This is a genomic window from Acidobacteriota bacterium (assembly GCA_026707545.1).
Classification (GTDB): domain Bacteria; phylum Acidobacteriota; class Thermoanaerobaculia; order Multivoradales; family Multivoraceae; genus Multivorans.
In genome coordinates this window covers 1,581,315-1,599,625 of the sequence record JAPOWR010000001.1, presented here as the reverse complement: position 1 = coordinate 1,599,625, position 18,311 = coordinate 1,581,315, and the positions used below count along the sequence as shown (strand labels likewise).

At 68.8% G+C, this 18,311-nt stretch carries 11 protein-coding genes; 6 read left to right on the top strand and 5 right to left on the bottom strand.

Going from position 1 to position 18,311, the window contains the following annotated elements; genetic code table 11:
• Positions 1–10 precede the first annotated feature (10 nt).
• The 3 genes from OXG83_06380 to OXG83_06370 are packed head-to-tail and all read right to left on the bottom strand — an operon-like array spanning position 11 to position 4,300.
• Positions 11–2,617: an AAA family ATPase gene (locus OXG83_06380; GenBank protein ID MCY3964643.1), complete on the bottom strand. Its 2,607-nt coding sequence runs from the start codon at positions 2,615–2,617 to the stop codon at positions 11–13.
• Positions 2,614–3,762 carry a metallophosphoesterase gene (locus tag OXG83_06375; protein MCY3964642.1) on the bottom strand — a complete coding sequence of 383 codons (1,149 nt, stop codon included), beginning with the start codon at positions 3,760–3,762 and terminating at the stop codon, positions 2,614–2,616. Before OXG83_06375 ends, OXG83_06380 begins: the two co-directional genes overlap by 4 nt.
• A 46-nt stretch (positions 3,763–3,808) precedes the next feature.
• A complete protein-coding gene (locus OXG83_06370; GenBank protein ID MCY3964641.1) occupies positions 3,809–4,300 on the bottom strand; it encodes a YHS domain-containing protein in 492 nt (163 codons plus the stop codon).
• A gap of 67 nt (positions 4,301–4,367) precedes the next feature.
• Here OXG83_06370 and OXG83_06365 point away from each other — a divergent pair, with 67 nt between their 5' ends.
• From OXG83_06365 to OXG83_06355, 3 genes are all read left to right on the top strand, one after another.
• Positions 4,368–6,098 (top strand): CRTAC1 family protein, encoded by a 1,731-nt coding sequence (locus OXG83_06365; GenBank protein MCY3964640.1) that lies wholly within the window; start codon positions 4,368–4,370, stop codon positions 6,096–6,098.
• Entirely contained in the window at positions 6,085–7,212 is a 1,128-nt protein-coding gene (locus OXG83_06360) for a tetratricopeptide repeat protein (protein MCY3964639.1), read from the top strand. Before OXG83_06365 ends, OXG83_06360 begins: the two co-directional genes overlap by 14 nt.
• Before the next feature lie 222 nt (positions 7,213–7,434).
• Complete coding sequence (locus tag OXG83_06355) at positions 7,435–9,996, top strand: endonuclease/exonuclease/phosphatase family protein (GenBank protein MCY3964638.1); 2,562 nt, start codon at positions 7,435–7,437, stop codon at positions 9,994–9,996.
• On the opposite strand, the gene OXG83_06350 is transcribed toward OXG83_06355, so the two are convergent.
• Positions 9,963–11,882: a DUF3604 domain-containing protein gene (locus OXG83_06350; GenBank protein ID MCY3964637.1), complete on the bottom strand. Its 1,920-nt coding sequence runs from the start codon at positions 11,880–11,882 to the stop codon at positions 9,963–9,965. The genes OXG83_06355 and OXG83_06350 overlap by 34 nt on opposite strands.
• 87 nt (positions 11,883–11,969) lie before the next feature.
• Between OXG83_06350 and OXG83_06345 the strand changes: the two genes are divergently transcribed.
• From OXG83_06345 to OXG83_06335, 3 genes are read left to right on the top strand one after another with little or no spacing between them, the layout of a single operon-like run.
• Positions 11,970–12,998, top strand: coding sequence for an aldo/keto reductase (locus OXG83_06345; protein MCY3964636.1), 1,029 nt, complete (start codon positions 11,970–11,972; stop codon positions 12,996–12,998).
• A gap of 49 nt (positions 12,999–13,047) precedes the next feature.
• Entirely contained in the window at positions 13,048–14,886 is a 1,839-nt protein-coding gene (locus OXG83_06340) for a DUF1800 domain-containing protein (protein ID MCY3964635.1), read from the top strand.
• Between the two features lie 11 nt (positions 14,887–14,897).
• Positions 14,898–16,157, top strand: coding sequence for a DUF1501 domain-containing protein (locus OXG83_06335; GenBank protein ID MCY3964634.1), 1,260 nt, complete (start codon positions 14,898–14,900; stop codon positions 16,155–16,157).
• Here OXG83_06335 and OXG83_06330 read toward each other — a convergent pair whose 3' ends face one another.
• Positions 16,158–18,311: a PQQ-dependent dehydrogenase, methanol/ethanol family gene (locus OXG83_06330; protein MCY3964633.1), complete on the bottom strand. Its 2,154-nt coding sequence runs from the start codon at positions 18,309–18,311 to the stop codon at positions 16,158–16,160.

The following is an 18,311-nucleotide window of genomic DNA, read 5'->3' as shown; positions in this document are numbered from 1 at the left end:
GGGGCGGCGATTATAGAAGGGAGTGCTGGCGCGTCGGGTCGGGCGCGGGCTCGTCGACGTCGGCGGCCACCGGTTCGCTGTCGGCTCCCGCCCGCAGCGGAAGACCGTTCGGTCCGAGTTCGATCAGACGATGGCGTGGATCCGCCACGAGGCGCCGTGCGGCCCACTCCCTGACCTCCTGCTCCTGGCTGAACACGACGATCTGCCGCTCGTCGCTGAGAGCGAGCAGCAGGTCGAGGAAGCGGATCGTGCGATCCGTGTCCGAGTGCACCGTCGCGTCGTCGAGGAACAGGGGCGCTGACTCCTTCTTGTCGCCAAGCGCTTCGGCGAGGCCGATGCGGAGCAGCAGGTAAGTCTGGTCGACCGTGCCGTGCGACAGCTCGGTAGCCGAGCGGTACACGCCGTCTTCGACCTCGAGTTGCACCTCCATGCCCTCTTCCGGGTCGATGCGGACCGCCGAGTAGCGGCCGTCGGTGACGAGGTTCAGCCGCTTCTCCAGCGCTTCTCGCAGGTCCGGCGCGAGCATGCGATGGACTTCGTCCTGGGCTGCTTCCAGGTGTTCCCTGGTCATGTCGAGGACGTTGGCTGCCCGCCGCAGGAGCTGGACTTCGCGCTCCGCGGCGGCCTGCTCCTCTTCGAGCTCGGCGAGCGAGGGGAGGTCCGCGTCGGCTGCGAGCTGGACCTGCTTCCGGTTGACCTCGATGCGCGCGTCGACGGCGTCGGCGCGGGCTGTGGCCAGCTTCCGTTCCAGTGCATCATCGTCGAGCCCCTGGACGTCGTCTGTCTCCGGCAATGAGCCCGCGGCCTGGCTGATCTGCTCCGCGGCCGCGTCGCGCCGGGCCACGAGACTCTGGCGGTCGCTGCCGTCGAGGAGGCGCTGGAGGTGGTCCCAGTCGTGTCGCTGTTCCTGGAGCCGGCGCTTCCATCCCGCGGCCGCCCTGGCATTACTGCGGCACCGCTGCTCGTACCGGTCGAGCAGGCCGGCGACCGCCAAGTCCGGATCCTCCACGCCGCGGCTGCTGAGCGCGATGCGGAGGGCGGTTTCGGCCTTCGTCTCCGCTTCACGCGCCGCTTCTACCCGGCTCTGCCAGAACGCCTGTTCGCGGTCCCAGACTTTCCGCTCCCTGAGGGCTGCGAGGGCGGCCTGCACGGCATTCGGGTCGGCTTCGAGGCCAAACTCCGCGAGTTCGTTGCGGGCCGCCTCGAACTGGCGCTCCCTGCGCTTGTTCTTCCGCTTCAGGTCCCGCAGGTCCGCCTCGGCATCGGCTCTGTCCATACCCCGTTGCGCCTGTTCATGGTGCCCGGGTTGGGGCGACAGCCGTTTCTGCGCGCGGTAGATGAGGAGGGAGCAGACGAAGGCGAGAAGGGCGCCCGCGATACCGATCGGTCGCGGCAGGAAGTCGAAGAACCCCAACGCGACGACCAGGCTGCCGGCGGTTGCCCCGATCCAGGGCCAGCGGCCAAAGCCGGAACTGGCTTCGAGTTGGCGCCTGAGTTCCGCCTGTTCGTCGCGGAACGCCTGGACGCGCCGTTCAGCCTTCTCCAGGGACTCCGGAGGCGGTAGCTCCAGGGCTTCCAACGCGCGCCTTACGGTCGGCTCGTCGGCCTTCGAGAGGACCGTTGCCGGAGGCTCGCCGGGTCCCAGTTGTTCCCGCAGCGTGCGCGCTTCGGTGGCAGCGCGCCACGTCCTTGCCGCTTCAGCGACCTTCGGGGCCATTTCATGGTCACCGTCCGGCGCTTCGGTCTCTTCGCCAGGCGCCGGTGGGGTGCCGCTCGGGAACTTCGGCGCCAGCCGGTCGATCTCGGTCAGGCGCGCCTCCAGGCGCTTCAGTTCCCCTTCGGCGTGAACCCTCTCCCATGCCTGGACGAGAGCGTTGGCGGCCTGGGCCCAATCGCGGGCCGCGATCAGCTCGTTTTCCAGGCTTGTACGCAGCTTGTGGCGGCTTCTGCCCTGCTCGAGGGCCTCCCGAGCTTCGGCGGCGCGGTTGATCGACCGCTGGAGCGGCTTGGTGGAGTTGCGGCGCTCCAGGCCGATCTCTTCGCTGGCGTACTCGCTCAACGTACGGAGCGCCTCGACGGCGGTGGCGGCGCCACCAGCCGAGGCTGCCGCCCGTTGGAGTTCTTCCTTGAGCGCCGAAGCCTCGTCGCCCTTCTTCTCGCTCTTCTGACGCAGCCTCTGGATGTCGCCCTGGCCGATGACCAGGGTCGACGGCATGACCTGGCGGTTCAGACCGAGGAAGCGTGAGCCGTCGATGCTGCCGCTGTAGATGATCTCGTCGCCGATCCGCCGTCCCGTGTCGGCATCGTGGGCAACGCTCTCCTTCGTGTCGAGGTCGCGCTGCTGGATCTCGATGCGGCGCCCGTTGTCGAGCTGGAACTTCACGGTGGCGCGCCAGTGGCCGCCGCTCCAGGGCTTGTACTGGCGCTCGAACTCACGCTCTTCCAGCGTGTTGGCGCCGCGGCCGCGGCGCCGCCCGCAGAGACCGGCGAAGATCGCCTGCAGCCAGGTCGACTTGCCGGCCTCGTTGTCGCCGTGGATGACGGTCATGCCGGGCGCCAGGTCGAGTTCGCCGTTGAGTTTCCCGAACTCGTGCGCGCGGACACGGTGGATCTTCACGAGGCCTCTCCACCGTCCGGCTGATCGTCCTGGGACGCCCCCATCCTCAGTTCGTCGATCACGGCCAGGTCATCGCGCCCGTCGAGCGCGCGGAGGCCGGCGAGTAGTACGAGCCGCTCGGTTTCCGGATCCAGGTCGTCTTCGCGAACCCGCTGCACGAACATGCCGCGAACAGTGGGCTCCTGCTCGATCTGCTCCAGGTCGTAGGGCGGCGTCAGACCGGAGATGTCGACCAGAACCTGCTCGACTCCGTCGGGCAGTTCGAACGAGCCGGTGGTGAAGTCGTCCTCGTGCAGGTGAAGGTCGTCCGGTTCGCCGGTGAGTCGGATCCGAGCGGCACCCGCCAGACTGGAGAGCGCGTCGCGGACCCGGTCCCGGGCCTGGCTCGCGTTCTCAACCTCGGTCAGGTCGACGCTCAAGGTGTGAAGGGTTGGAGGCCGCGGCTCGAGCCGGCGAGGAGTGACGCGGCCGCCCGCGATCTCGAGGATCACCGCGGTGCCGTAGGCCTCGTTGAACTTGAGTCGTTCCAGGGAGCCGAGCCGCGTCCAGGCCGAACGGTCGGCGGGTCTGTGGGAGTGGCCGACGACGGCGTGGTCGAAGCCGGCAGCGGCGATCTGGTCGCTTTCGAACGGAGCATGCCGATACTGGCCCTGGAACGCGGCGCTTCGCTCCTCGCCGTGAAACACGCCGATATGAGTGCCGGAGCCCCCTACGCGGAATCCGTCGTCGAAGAAGCCGGGCGTGTCCGCGGGCTTGCGGTGTGCGGCGCCCCAGACCGTCAACCCGTCGGCGAGCACTTTCGACGTGAAGCGCGTCTCGCTGAAGATGTGGACATTGTCCGGCCAGTCGACCCGCCGGTACGGGCTTTCCGTGTCCGCGTAGTCGTGGTTGCCGGGAGCGGCGAAGACCTGGAGGCCTGATCGTTCGAAGGTTCGGCGCAGGAACTCGACCGTGTCCGGCGACACGAGCTCATGCTCGAACAGGTCGCCGCCGATCAGCACCGCGGCAGCACCCTCGTGCCGGGCCTGATCGAATGCCCAGGTCACGCCTTCGCGGAGCCGCTGTCGCTGCCGGCGGGCGACTTCGCGGCTCGCCCAGCCGAACTTCGAGTCCAGGTGAACGTCGCTGAAGGCGAGGAGCTTCACGCTCCGGGCATTCCAGGCGGGACGGTGCCGGCGTCCGCGGTGCGGGTCACTCCTCGAGAACGGCGGGCCAGTTCTCGTCGGCCTGCTCGATGTTCCGGTCGCGGTCCTCGAGCCACTGATTCATGACCCTCTTGTTGTAGTTCAGGTAGAGCTTGCCGTCCACGAGCGTGAACGCATCCGGGTCGGTAGGGGCCGTGTAGTTGCGGCTCACCGCCCAGGCGCAGTAGCCGCCGTACTGGGGCGCGTACTTCTCCGGATCCTCGGAGAAGAGGTCCCGGTTCCCGGCGCTGGCGAAACGCCAGTCGGCGCCCTGCCAGCCAAGCGTGAAGTCCCTGTCGCCTTTGACTGCCTTCCCTTCCGTGAAGTAGGCGACCGGGTCGTAGCCGCGGATGGCCAGGTTGCCGCGGGTGGTGAAGACCGGGTCCTCTTCGGCGGCGGTAGCCGGAATCGCGGCCAGTGCGGCACCGATGATGAAGGCGGCGAGGGTTGTGGCGCGAGCGAATCGGGCGCGACGATCGCGGTGCTGTGGCGTAGACATGAGGCGAGTCCTCCTCGGGCGAGTCTATTCAGTCATCTTGCGGGCGCGGATAGTGTCTGTTTCGGACATGCGAGGTTGCTTCGTCTTCTTCTCGGTCAGCTCGGCCGTGGCCTTCCTGGCGTGCGCCGAAGCGGACGGCGGCGCGGAGGTGTCGACGGTGGCTCGGCCGCCGCCGCCGATCTTCGTCGAGCGCGCGACCGAAGCGGGCCTGGACTTCATCCATCAGAGCGGTGCGACCGGCGAGTACAACTACCCGGAACTCCTGGTGGGAGGTGTAGCACTGCTCGACATCGACGACGACGGACTGCTCGACGTCTACCTGGTCCAGAGCGGTCCGGTTCCCGGGTCGGCCGGGAGCATGAGCCCGGCCGCGGACCGGCCCGGCAACCGCCTCTATCGCAACCTGGGCGACGGCACGTTCGAGGACGTGACGGACGTCGCTGGCGTCGGCGACACGGGCTACGGTGCCGGCGCGACCGCGGGCGACTACGACCGGGACGGCCTGGTCGATCTCTACGTGACGAACGTCGGCCCGAACAGGCTCTACCGCAACCTGGGCGACGGTGCATTCGAGGACGTGACCGAGCGCGCCGGCGTCGGCGACCCGGCCTGGTCTTCCAGCAGCGTGTTCTTCGACTACGACGGCGACCTGGACCTGGACCTCTTCGTCGCAAACTACGTCGTCTGGAGCGCCGGCCGGGAGCGCCCCTGCCTGGGGCCCAACGGCCTCCGCAACTACTGCAATCCGGCGGAGTACCCGCCGGCCCCGGACACCCTGTACCGCAACGACGGCGGCGGCCGGTTCACCGACGTGAGTGAGGTTGCCGGTATCCGCTCGGTTGTCGGGCCGGGCTTGGGGGTCGTCGCGGCGGACTTCGACGGCGACGACCTCGTCGATCTCTACGTGGCGAACGACCAGGCGGAGAACCACCTGTGGCTGAACCGGGGCGACGGTACGTTCGGGGAGGACGCCCTGTCACGCGGGGCGGCGCTCAACGAGCTCGGCCAGCCCGAAGCGGGCATGGGCATCGCCGTCGCCGACCCGGATGGCGACGGCGACCTCGACCTGTTCCTAACCCACCTGAGCGGGGAGACGAACACCTTCTACCGCAACGACGGCGGCGGGTTCTTCCTCGACGAAACGGACGAACTGCGTCTCGGCGGCGTAAGCCAGCCGTACACGGGCTTCGGCACTTCCTGGTTCGACTACGACGGCGATGGCATCCTCGACCTGTTCATCGCCAACGGCAAGGTGACGCCGGGAGATACCGCCGCCTTCGATTACCGCGAGCCGAACCAGTTGTTGCGCGGCACGCCCTCCGGGCGTTACGAGGACGTTTCGGGCCGGGCCGGTGCGGCCCTGGAGCCGCTTGAGGTGAGCCGTGGCGCGGCGTTCGGCGATCTCGACAACGACGGCGATGTCGACATCGTCGTGGTGAACAACGAGGGGCCGGCACGGCAGCTTCGCAACGAAGTGGGGAACGCCGCGCCCTGGCTGATCGTCGACCTCTGCGGCGGCGGCATCCTCGACCGTTCCGCCATCGGTTCGCGCGTCACCGTCCGGGGGGGAGGCAGAAGCTGGACCCGGGACGTGCGGCCGGCGCAGAGCTTCGCCGCTGCCAACGATCCCCGAGTTCACTTCGCGTTCGGCGACATTCAGGGCGTCGATCACATCAGGGTGGACTGGTCGCACGGCGGAGTCACCGAACGGTCGGGCGTGCCGGTGAACAGCGTCCTGCGGTTGCTCGCGCCTGGCGGCACCGCACCGGCGGAGGGAGTTTGCCGTGACGCTCGGTGATCCTTGGCGGCGCTGGTTTGTCTCTTCCCTGGTGGTCATGCTGGCCGCGTTCGCGACTGGGTGCGCTGAACCGCCGCCACGGGCATCGGTCGCTCAGGATCCGATCCCCCGCATTCCCAACCTGCACGAACTCGACACCGGCTTCGCCACCGCGGTCCGCGACGCGCTGGCTGCCGTGGAACGCGACCCGTTGAGCGGGGCCGCAGTCGGAGCGCTGGGTCGCCTCTACCAGGCGCACCGCTATCTCGACCAGGCCCGTCGTTGCTACGAGCAGGCGGCGGAACTCGATCCGGAGACGGCGGAATGGCCGTACTACCTCGGCTTTCTCGCTGCCGGCGGTGGCGCCCAGGAGGAGGCGGCGCGGTACTTCGAGCGCGTCCTGGAGCTGCGCCCCTCTTACTGGGCGGCGCGGGTACGGCTCGGCAACGCGCTGCTGGCGGCCGGCGACTTGGACGGTGCTGAGTGGGCGTTCCGGGCCGCGCGGTCGGCGGCGCCGGACGCTCCCTGGGGCGAACTCGGGCTTGGCAAGACGGCGCGGCGCCGAGGCCGCCCGGAGGCCGCCGCCGAACACCTTCGCCTGTCCCTAACGGTGGATCCGCAACATCGCGAAACTCGCTATCTGCTGGCGATGACTGAGCGCCAGCTCGGCAACGACGCACGCGCCAACGAGTTGCTGGACGGTCTGACCGAGGCGGAGGTGTCCAGTCTCCCGGATCCGATGATGCAGGCGATCCTGGCTCTGGTGCGAGATACGCAGTCGATGATCCGAACCGCGAACCAACGCTTGGCTGACGGCGACCATCGGGCCGCGGAGCGCATCTACCTTGAAGTGCTACGGCTCGACCCCGACTCCTACGACGCCCACCTCAACCTCGGCGTGCTCTACGGTCTCGCCGATCGCAACCGCGAGGCCGCCGAGGCGCTGGAGCGGGCAGTCGAGATCGACCCGAACCGCGCGGACGCATACGCCCTGCTCACCATCGCCTACATCAAGACGGGGCGCGCCGAAGAGGGTCTGCGGCAGTTGGAAAAGGCGCTCGAAATCGACCCGGATCACCCCCGGGCGCGTGAGATTCTCAACAGCCTGAGCGGAGACCAGGCGCCCCCCGGCTAGCATTCCCTGGTGCCGGGGAAGCACGCGAGGCCTGGGCCCGTCTGCACGCCGAAGAACGGCTGGAAGGAGAGGTTTGCCAGCTTCGGACACCTAGCGCCTTGCCTGACGGTCGGCTTCGCGGTCGTGGCGGCTTTCCCGGGGGCGAGCCTCGCGCAGGGGGTGGTGTACGAGATTTTTGAGATCCAGGGCCGCGGGCCGTCCAGCCCCCGGGTGGACGCTACGGTGACGACGAACGACAACGTCGTTACCGCGGTCGGGGACGAGGGCTTCTTCATCCAGACTCCGTCCACCCGTAGCGACAACGATCCCGACACGTCGGACGGAATCTTCGTTCTGGGCAGCGGATCGCCGGCCGTCAACGTAGGTGACCAGGTCGACGTGACGGGGGTGGTCCGGGACGGGAGTGATGCGCCGGCCTACGGCCTCACATTGATTGACGCCACGGTGACCGGAGGTTCCGTGACGGTCGACGGCAGCAACCAGCCGTTGCCGGCGCCGGTGGAGTTCAACGGCTCTCGACCGTCCCCGGACCCCGCACGCCCGAGCTGCGCGGTGGAGTACGAGTGCTATGAGGGCATGCGTATCCGCATCGCTAACGGGACGGTGTCCAGCGGCAGCCAGCACTTCAACTCCGACCCGGTCGCCGAGATGTACATCACGCCGACGTCGCGCGGCTTCCGGGAGCCCGGTATCGAGTATCCGGGCCGGCCGGGTCTGCCGGTCTGGGACGGGAATCCCGAGGTGTTCGAACTGGATCCCGACAAGCTCGGTTTGCCGAACGTCTCCTGGGTTCCAGGAACCACATTCGCGGCCACCGGCGTGCTCGGCTACGAGTTCCGCGGCTACGAGATCTGGCCGACCGAACTGACGATCCGGTCCGCGGCCACGCCACTACCGCGCGCGGTGCGCGCCAAGTCACCTGGCGAGATCACGGTGGCCTCGCAGAATCTCCTGAATCTGCGCGCGGGCGCGGGCGCGACCAAGCTGGCGAAGTTGTCGCGCCTCTTGCGCGAGGTGCTCCGTTCGCCCGACATCGTCGCCGTGCAGGAGGCGCACGGCCGGACCGCGCTCCAGAACCTCGCCGACCGCATCCGCAGCGATGACTCGAACGTGCGCTACACGGCCCATGTCGAGGCGTCGGGGAGCTCCCAGTCCGTGGGTTTCCTGGTGCGCTCCGGAGTGACGGTCGGCCGGGTGACCGAGTACGGCCGGAGCGAGACGTTCATCGATCCCCGGGACGGGAGCGCCGACAGGCTTCACGATCGGCCGCCCCTCGTGCTCGAGGCGACGGCGGGCGGCCTGGAATTCTCGGTGGTGGCGATCCACAACCGCTCGCTGATCGACGTCGACGACGCTGCCCGTGGGGAATGGGTCCGCACCAAGCGCCTCGAGCAGGCGCAGTCCGTGGCTCGCCTTGTCGAGTCGCTTCAGGACGCGAACGCGATCGTCGTGGGCGACTTCAACGCGTTCCAGTTCGCCGACGGCTACGTCGATGTCGTGGGACAGATCAGGGGTCGGATCACGCCGGACGAGAACCTGACTTCGGGCCCGGACCTCGTCACCAGGGACCTGTGCAACCTGATCGACCGTGTGCTGGCCGCCGAGAAGTACTCGTTCGTCTTTGACGGCAACGCCCAGGTCCTGGACCACGCGCTCGTGAACCAGTCGCTGGAACGGCACGTCGTAGACGTGCAGTTCGCGCGCGGCAACGCGGACGCCGCGGAGAACGATGAGAACGATGCGACGAACGTGCTCTTCGCCTCGGACCACGACGGCCTGGTCGTGTACCTGACGCCGAACGCCAAACCGCCGGCGAACCCGTCGCCGTGCGAGGCCGGGGCGCCCGAGCCGGACCCTGACCCCGACCCTGATCCCGACCCCGACCCTGATCCCGACCCCGACCCTGACCCCGAGCCTGACCCCGAGCCGCCGGACGTTGCCGAGTGCAGCGACGACGATGTCCTATGTGTTGGGCACTTCGACGTCCAGGTCGACTGGCGCACGTCCGACGGCAGGACCGGCCGCGGCATTGCCTACGAGCTGACCGCCGAGAGCGGTGACTTCTGGTTCTTCGAACCCGCGAACATCGAGATGGTCGTCAAGGTGCTGGACGGCTGTGCGATCAACGGCCGTTACTGGGTCTTCGCGGCCGGCTTGACGGATGTCGACGTGACGACGACGGTTCGCGACCGGAGGAACGGGACGCGGAAGACGTGGACGAACCCTCTAGGGACGCTCTTCGAGCCGATAGGGGACACCGAGGCGTTCGACACCTGCGATTCTGAATCCGGTACGGCGAGCCAGGCCCGGCCGGCGCCCCGGGACTGGGAACCGGTCGCCCAGGCCGTGCCGCCCTGGCGACCGGCGCGCCCGGTCGGCGGCCAGTTTCAGGCAAGCACGACCTGTGCCGCCGGCGAGACGTCGCTCTGTCTCCAGGACGCACGATTCGAAGTCCGCGCGAACTGGCAGGCCGGCGAAAAGAAAGGTGTCGGCACGGCGATTCCCCGCACGCCCGACACGGGCATGTTCTGGTTCTTCAGCCCGGACAACATCGAGCTCGTGGTCAAGGTCCTCGACGGTTGCGGCATCAATCAGCATCGATGGGTGCTGATGGGCGGTCTGACCGATGTCGGCGTCGGGATCACGGTCACGGACAGCGAGTCCGGCGTCGCGAGAACGTACCGGAACCTGGAGGGCTCACCCTTCGAGACGCAGTTCGATCTCAAGGCCTTCCCGTGCGACGCGGCTTCCTACTCCGGCGTGTACCAGATCGGCGACGTATAGGCGCGCTGCTGGGTGACCATGGGGATCTCCTCCGGTAGATCCTCGACTTCGAAGTACTTCGCGTCGTAGGCGGTCCAGCGGGGTGTCGGGATCTCGATCACGCGTGCGTAGTAGAAGGCCGCCTCGGTGGAGTCGAAGTCCGGGTCGCGCCAGATGGCGGTCAGTTCCACGGCGCCGATCGTGTTCTCCCAGGACGCGTTCTCGACGTCGACGGTGGAGCCGACGGCCGGCGCCTTGCCGTCCGGACCGACCTCGCGGCCGTCGGAGAGGGCGACCTCGTGGACCTGCTCGTGGAGCGCGCCGTCTCTGTCCATCCAGCCCTTGACGATCTGGATCCGGTCGAGGTTGGCGCCGTCCGGGTCTCTGAGGGCGCCGACCAGGAAGACGGGACTCCGATCGGCGGCTGGCCGCGGCGGAAGATCGCCGCCCATCGGCACGCCGCGCGAGTAGCCGATCGAGGCGGCGTCTGAGCGGTCGGCGTCGCCGTCCTCGAACTCCCAGCCGCCGAAGAAACGGACGACGATCCGCGGCCCCGTGCTGGCGTAGACCTCGCGCCGCTTCATCGCGGCGAAGATCGCCTCGCGCGTGTTCCGCTCGGCCCACACCGCGGCGTAGCCGGAAGCCGACGTCTCCCAGTTGAGCGGCGACGGCCAGGCGCCGACCATGGGCTCGAGCATGCGGGTCGGCGAGGGGAAGGTCGACGAGTACTTGCCCCAGAAGTCGTCGCTGTCGGCGGTTGCGAGCGAAGTATGGGCGTCGGTGCTGCCGATCAGCCCGAACTTGAACGGGTTGACGCCCAGGTCCGCCCAGAGCTTGAGCCCGCGCTTCAGGCCGGACCGCGCGTACTCGCCCTCCTTGAGCGCGCCCATGCTCTCGGGGCTCCACGTCTGCCGGCAGCAGGGATGGTCGCCCGGGTCGGTGGTTTGACCGGCCCAACTGCTCCAGGTCTCGAAGTCCGCGAACTCGTCGGTGGGGGAGAGCACGGGGTGGGTCTCGCTGTCGCCCTTGATCTGGGTTACCTCGTAGAGGGGCTCCCAGCGTTGCCGGGTGCGGGCGTATGCCGCGGTCAGGGCTTCGCCACCGAAGTTCTCCAAGCCGAACATCTCGCCGTTGCTCATGTTGCCGTTGTGGGGGATCGCCAGCACCTGGCCGCCGGTCGTCTGTTCGTAGCGGTCCAGGAAGCGCCACAGGTCCTCCGGGTTCCGGCTGTCGAATGCGCTGAAGGGGACGATCGTGCCGGTCTTCGAGTAGTCGTCGCGGAAGACGACGACCCGGTGGAGGTTGCCGAAGGTCTGCCGGTAGGAGCCGATCGAGGTCCACTCGTAGCCGGCGAAGGCGGTGAAGCGGCCGGGCTCGTTGTACTGGTCGGCGAGGGCGGCGACGCGCTGCCAGACCGTTTGCCGGTAGGGCGCTCCGAGGGCGCGGCCGGTGGCGCTGACCTGGCTGTTGAATGCCCGCCGCTCGGCGTCGGTGCCCAGGTGCTCGCGCACCTCGAGCCAGGCTTCGCGAAGCTGCCGGCCGATCTCCTCGGCCAGCAGGGCCGGGTCCCCGGACTGGACGCTGAAGCTGACGCCCAGGTTCTCGGCGTGGTCGGCGATGACCAGGAAGTCGAGAGGACGGCGTAGGCGGACCGGCATGCCGTTTCGCCCTTCGACCACCTCGCCGCGCGCGAACCGGTAGGCGATGCTCGGGTCCGCGTCGTTCGTCCCGACCATGTTCGCGTCGCCCGAGGAGAAGCTGGTGTGGACGTGGGTATCGCCCCAGAACACCTGGGTGGGGTGGTCCACGGCGGCCGCGGGCGAGTAGGTGTCGGCGTTCTGGGCGGCGAGTGCCGCGGTCAGCGGCACGGCTGCCAGCGCGCCGAGCAACGCGGTGTTCGGCTTCATCTCTTGGCTTCCCTTGTGGAGTAGGGCCGGCAGCATAGCCGCCGGTCGCTATCATCGCCCGCTCGAACGGAAGGAGGCGGCAACGTGTTGAAGGTGGTCCAGTTGGGCGAGAAGTGCGGACTCCGGGTGTCCGAGTTGTGCCTGGGAACGATGAACTTCGGCGAGCCGGGCAGGGGTCACCAGGGCGACTGGACGCTCGACATCGACACCTCGCGGCCGATCTTCCAGGCCGCCATCGAGCGCGGCCTGTTCTACTTCGACTGCGCGGACATCTACGGCATCGGCGCCTGCGAGCGGGTGGTCGGCGCTCTGTTGCGCGAACTGCTGCCGCGCGACGAGTACGTGATCGCGACCAAGGTGTCCATGCCGATGGGCCGATCGCCGAACCAGGGCGGGCTGTCCCGGAAGCACATCATGGAGGGGGTCGACGGCTGCCTGCAGCGGCTGGGCCTCGACTACATCGATCAGTTGATCATCCATCGGCACCCGCACGGCATTCCCGGCCAGGTCCAGGCGCCGATCGAGGAGACGCTGGAGGCGCTGCACGACGTGGTCAAGGCGGGCAAGGCGCTCTACCTGGGCGCTTCGTCCATGTTCGCGTGGCAGTTCACGGAGCTCCAGATGACGGCGCAGCGGAACGGCTGGACCGAGTTCGTGTCGATGCAGAACCACTACAACCTCGTGTACCGCGAGGAAGAGCGGGAGATGAACCCGTACTGCGCCCGGACCGGCGTGGCGCTGACGCCCTGGTCGCCGCTGGCGCGCGGGATCCTGACGGGCTCCTACCGGGGCAGCTTCGACGAGGGCGGCACGGACCGCTCGAAGGGCGGCGACAGGGTGCGCACCGAGATGCTCTACGGTGGCGCCGCCACCTTCGACATCGCCGACCGGGTGGTCGAAGTGGCCGGGAAGTACGGCCGCACGCCGGCGCAGATCTCGCTGGCCTGGCTGGTGAACAAGCCGGAGGTCACGTCGCCCGTCGTCGGGGTGTCGAAGATCTCCCAGATCGAGCAGCTCGTCGAGGCGACGACGATCGAACTCGACGCGGAGGACGTCGCCTACCTGGAGGAGCTGTACCAGCCGGTGGAGAACCTGCTGTCGCGCGGCCATTCCTGAGATTTCCGGCCTGCTGCCGGGCGCCCAGGCGCTATCATCGGCGGCGACCTTGAAGCATCGCGTTCATCCGGGAAGATGCGCGGCGGCGGCGATCGCCTGCTGCATCGTCCTGCCTGTAGCCGCCATCACGGCGCCGGTCGATTCGACCGGCCACGCCTGGGTCGGAGATCTGGCGCCGCTGGCCGAATCGGACTTCGGCTACGAGCAGGCGGCGCACCTGCTGGAACGGGCGGGTTTCGGCGGCACGCCGGCGGAGATCGACGAACTCGTCGCGCTCGGACTGGAGGGCGCGGTCGCCCGGCTCGTGGACTACGAGGCGATCGACGACTCGGCGCTTGCGCCGTTCGACGAGTCCGGGATCTGGGATCCGGGCATGGACCCGTTCCCGCCCAGCCGGGCGGCGGCGGTGCGGCGGGCGCGGCGCCACGGACGTTCCCTCGGTGTCGACGTCCTTCCGGAGGATTCGTCGCGGCCGATCCAGCCGGTCGTCGACAAGTTCTTCTACGGGCTTCGCAGCAACGTGCTGGAGACGCGGCGGCTGGCGCTGTGGTGGGCCGACCGGATGGTGGTGACCCCGAGGCCGCTCGAAGAGAAGATGACCCTCTTCTGGCACGACCACTTCGCGACCTCGGAAGTCAAGGTCCGCGACGCGCGGAAGATGCACCTGCAGAACCGGACGCTCCGCCGTCATGCCACGGCGGACTTCAAGAGTCTGGTGCTCGCGGTGATGCGCGATCCGGCGATGCTGGTCTACCTCGACAACCGGGAGAACGTGAAGGACCACCCGAACGAGAACTTCGGCCGCGAGCTGCTCGAGCTGTTCACGATGGGGGTCGGCAACTACACCGAGCAGGACATCCGGGAGGCGTCGCGGGCTTTCACCGGCTGGACGAATGACGTCCTCGACTACCGGTTCGACGCCGAACTCCACGACGACGGCCCGAAGACCTTCCTGGGGCGCGAGGGGAACCTGGGCGGCGAGGAGGTGCTCGACATCATCCTCGAGCAGCCGGCGACCGGCGAGTTCATCGCCGGCAAGGTCTACCGCTACCTGGTGCGGGAGGAGCTCGACCCTGTGCTCCAGGTCGAACTGGGCCGCCGGCTGCGCGAGTCCGGATACGAACTGAAGGCGCTGCTGCGGACGCTCCTGTCGTCGCGGGACTTCTACAGTCCGCCGTCGGTCGCCACACAGATCAAGAGTCCGGTCGCGCTGTTCGTCTCGACCTACCGCAAGCTCGGCGTGCCGAGGGCGCCCACTGTGCCCGACATGAACAGCCTCGCGGGCCGTCTGGGCCAGCAACTGCTGTATCCGCCGAACGTCGCCGGTTGGGCGGGCGGACGCACCTGGATCACGCCGGCGACGTTGCTCGAGCGCGGCAACGCGATGCGCTCGGTCCTCTTTCCGTCCGCGCTCGAGGAGTTCGGTCATCCGGACCGGCGGATGCCCGGGATCTACCGCCAGGTCGGCGAGCGGCTGGCGCGGGGGATGACGATCACGGCGGCGACGAAGCAGGGCGACGCCGCGTCGAACACGCTGGCCGACGCGGATGAGGAGTACAACACCCGCTACGGCGGCTATCGCGGCTACGTGGTGGCCTACGAGCGGGTCAAACTCGTGCCGCGTCATGTCCTCGACGTCGACCTGCGGGCCATGGTGCTGGCGGCCGGCGCCACCGACGCCGAGGGAGCGGTCGACCACCTTCTGCACCGGTTCCTGCGCGTTCCGCTGACGGGCCGAGGGCGCGCGACCCTGGTTCGGCACCTCGAGCGCGAGCTGGAGTCGACGGGCCTGGAGGCGCAAGACCCGGGCGCGTCGGAGAAAGTCGAGCAAGCGCTACGCTCGACGCTCTACCTCGTCTTCAGTTCGCCCGAGTATCAGTTGGGATAGAGGAGTTTCCTATGGCTGAACGACTTCCCTGCGGCTGTTCGAGGCGCGACTTCCTGCACCGCGGCCTTCTTGGACTCGGCGTCGCCGCCGGTCTTCCGGCGGTTCTCGGCCGCACGTCCGCCGCGCTCGCGCTCGAGGAACTGCGGTCCGGGATCTCCGACGCGTCGGGACGCATCCTGGTCGTGGTGGAACTCTCCGGCGGCAACGACGGGCTGAACACGGTCATCCCGTTCCGGAACGACGAGTACTACCGGGTACGCCCGAACCTGGGCATCCGCCGGAAACGGGCGATCGCGCTCACCGGGGAGGCGGGGTTTCACCCGTCGCTCGTCGGCATGGAGGGCCTGTACAAGGACGGGAACCTGGCGGTCGTCGAGGGCTGCGGCTATCCGAACCCGAGCCTGTCCCACTTCTCGTCGATGGGTTTCTGGCACACGGGCGTGCCGAACGGCGGCGAGGCGCTCGGCTGGCTCGGCCGTCTCGCCGACGATCACGGCCCGGACGGCACGCCCAACTACATTGTCAACGTGGCCAGCTCGCAGTCCCTGGCGGTGCGCGCGGCCCGGCACTCGCCGCTGGTGTTCGACGACCCGGGCCGCCTCCGGCGCCAGGGCACGCCGGGCGAGAAACAGGCGCTCGGCCAGTTCGGCACGGACGAGGCGAGCGGCAACGACGCCCTCGACTTTCTGCGCGGTACGGCGGCCAACGCCGCTTCCAGCGCGGCGCTCGTGCGCGACGCCTGGTCCGGCTACCGCACGCCGGTCGACTACGGCATCGGTGGCCTCGGCGCCGACCTGCGCAAGGTCGCGGCCCTGATCGAGGCCGAGCTGCCCACCCGCATCTACTACGTGAGCTTCCGCGGCAACTCGTTCGACACCCACGTCCACCAGGCCGACACCCACGCCCGCCTGCTGACGTACATGTCCGACGCGGTCGCGGGCTTCCTGCGCGACGTCGACCGGATTGGCCGCGCCGACGACGTGGCGGTTCTCATGTTCACCGAGTTCGGCCGGCGGGTGGAGGAGAACGCGAGCCTCGGCACCGACCACGGCACCGCCGGCCCGATGTTCATCGCCGGCAAGGGCGTCGCCGGCGGCTTCTACGGCGATACCCCGAGCCTCACCGACCTCGACGACGGCAACCTGAAGATGACGACCGACTTCCGGCGGGTCTACGCGTCGATGATCGAGGGCTGGATGGGGATGGACGATGCCTCCGCCGTCCTCAAGGGCGAGTTCCCGGCGCTGCCGGTCTTCGGCGTGACGTCGTAGTCAGGGGGCCACCGCGGCCTGCTCGTCGGCGAGCATGTTGCGACGGTGGAGGACGTAGGCCTTGATCAGGGCGACGTCGTCGTGGTCGAGGACCGGTGCGAAGCTGGGCATGCCGAGGTCGACCAGGGCCCCCTCGAGCAGGGCGGCCTCGTAGGAGTCGAAGACCCGCTGTGACGACTGTCGCAGGTCCGGGGTGACGCCGCCGGAGACGGCGCCGTAGCCGTGGCAGACGAGGCAGTACTGGTTGAACAGGCGGCGCCCGGCATCGATGTCTTCGGTCGAGGCACCGTGGTCGACGCGAGTGACCCGGATCTCGCGCCGCTCCTGTCGCTCGATCGGCCGGCCGGTGGCGCCGAGGGCATAGACGACGATCCGGCCTTCGGACTCGACCGCCTGCCGGGCGGAGCGGCTGCCGACGATGCCGAAGGCGCCGCCCCAGCCGGACATGACGGCGATGTGCTGGGTGCCGCCGGACTCGAAGGTGATCGGCGGCGCGATGACGCCGCTGCCGGTGTAGCTCTCCCAGAGCTTCTCGCCGTCATCGGCTCGATACGCGGTCAGCTGGCCGAAAGGCGTGCCCTGAAAGACGAGGTTACCGGCCGTGGCAAGCACGCCGCCCGACCAGGGCATCGTGTACTGCGCCCGCCAGACCTCCCGCTGGGCGACCGGATCCCAGGCTAGCAGGTGGCCCGAGAGCAGGGCCGGCGGCGCGTCTTCGGCCAGCATCTGGCCCGAAAGGCCGGTGGCGTCGACGATTGCCTGCGGGATGTCCTCGGGGGCCGCCGCCCGGACACCCAGGTTCCACTGTCCGGGGGTGTACTGGTAGTTCGGGTCCGGAACGTAGAAGTTCCCCATCTCCATCGCCGGGATGTAGACGAGGCCGGTCTTCGGGCTGAACGCCATCGGATGCCAGTTGTGGCCGCCGAGGGGCCCCGGCGATACGTTGACGGTCTGGTCGGTGTAGCGGGCGCCGGCGAGCTCGACCGGCCGGCCGCTGGCCAGGTCGACGTGGCTGGCCCAGGTGACGGTGACGAACTCCTCGGCCGAGATCAGTTCGCCGGTGCGGCGATCGAGGACGTAGAAGAAGCCGTTCTTCGGCGCCTGCATCAGGACCTGTCGGACCCGGCCGCCGATCGGCAGCTCGGCGAGCATGATCGGCTGGGTCGCCGTGTAGTCCCACGTGTCGCCCGGCGTGGTCTGGTAGTGCCAGACGTACTCGCCGGTGTCGGGCCTGAGCGCGACGATGGACGACAGGAACAGGTTGTCGCCGCCGCCGGGGCTCCTCAGGTTGCGGTCCCACGGCGCGCCGTTGCCGACGCCGATGTAGAGCAGGTCGAGTTCCGGGTCGTAGACGATCGAGTCCCACACCGTGCCGCCGCCGCCTCCGGTCCACCATTCGCCGGTCCAGGTTTCGGCGGCCATCCGCATCGCCTCGTTCTCGAAGCCGTCGGCCGGGTTGCCGGGCACGGTGTAGAAGCGCCAGGCGCGCTCGCCCGTCTCGGCGTCGTAGGCGTCGACGTAGCCGCGCACGCCGTACTCGGCGCCGCTGTTGCCGATGATCACCTTGCCCTTGGCGATTCTCGGCGCGCCGGTGATCGTGTACATCGAGTCCTCGGGCACGGTCATCGTCGACCAGGCGAGTTCTCCGGTCTCGGCGTCGATGGCGATCAGACGGCCGTCGAGCGTGGCGGAAATCACCTTGCCCCGGTAGAGCGCGGCGCCGCGGTTCACGGCGTCGCAGCAGGTCTTCATCGCAATAGAGCGCGGCACCTCCGGGTCGTAGGTCCACAGCGGTTCGCCGGTCACCGCGTCGAGGGCGTAGATCACGTTCCAGGCGCCGGTCGCGTACATCACGCCGTCGACGATCAGCGGCGTGGCCTCGAGGCCCCGCTTCGTGTTCGTCTCCTGGACCCAGGCGATGCCGAGTTGGTCCACGTTGCCGTCGTTGATCTGGTCGAGGACGCTGTAGCGCTGCTCCTTGTAGGTGCCGCCGTAGGTCAGCCAGTCGCCGGTGCGGCCCGCGGCCGCGACCAGCGCGGCGTCGTCGACCGCGTAGGCGGCTTCGGCCCGGCGGGGCGGCGGCTGGGAGACCGTCGCGGCGGCCAGAAACAAGGCCGTTCCAACGGCAAGAAGGACGGTGCGCTTCAGCTTCAT

Bases quoted from the DNA above. Each gene is read 5' to 3' on its own strand.
- OXG83_06370 (MCY3964641.1), bottom strand. From the start codon at position 4,300: ATGTCTACGCCACAGCACCGCGATCGTCGCGCCCGATTCGCTCGCGCC.
- OXG83_06365 (MCY3964640.1), top strand. From the start codon at position 4,368: ATGCGAGGTTGCTTCGTCTTCTTCTCGGTCAGCTCGGCCGTGGCCTTC.
- OXG83_06350 (MCY3964637.1), bottom strand. From the start codon at position 11,882: ATGAAGCCGAACACCGCGTTGCTCGGCGCGCTGGCAGCCGTGCCGCTG.
- OXG83_06330 (MCY3964633.1), bottom strand. From the start codon at position 18,311: ATGAAGCTGAAGCGCACCGTCCTTCTTGCCGTTGGAACGGCCTTGTTT.
- OXG83_06335 (MCY3964634.1), top strand. From the start codon at position 14,898: ATGGCTGAACGACTTCCCTGCGGCTGTTCGAGGCGCGACTTCCTGCAC.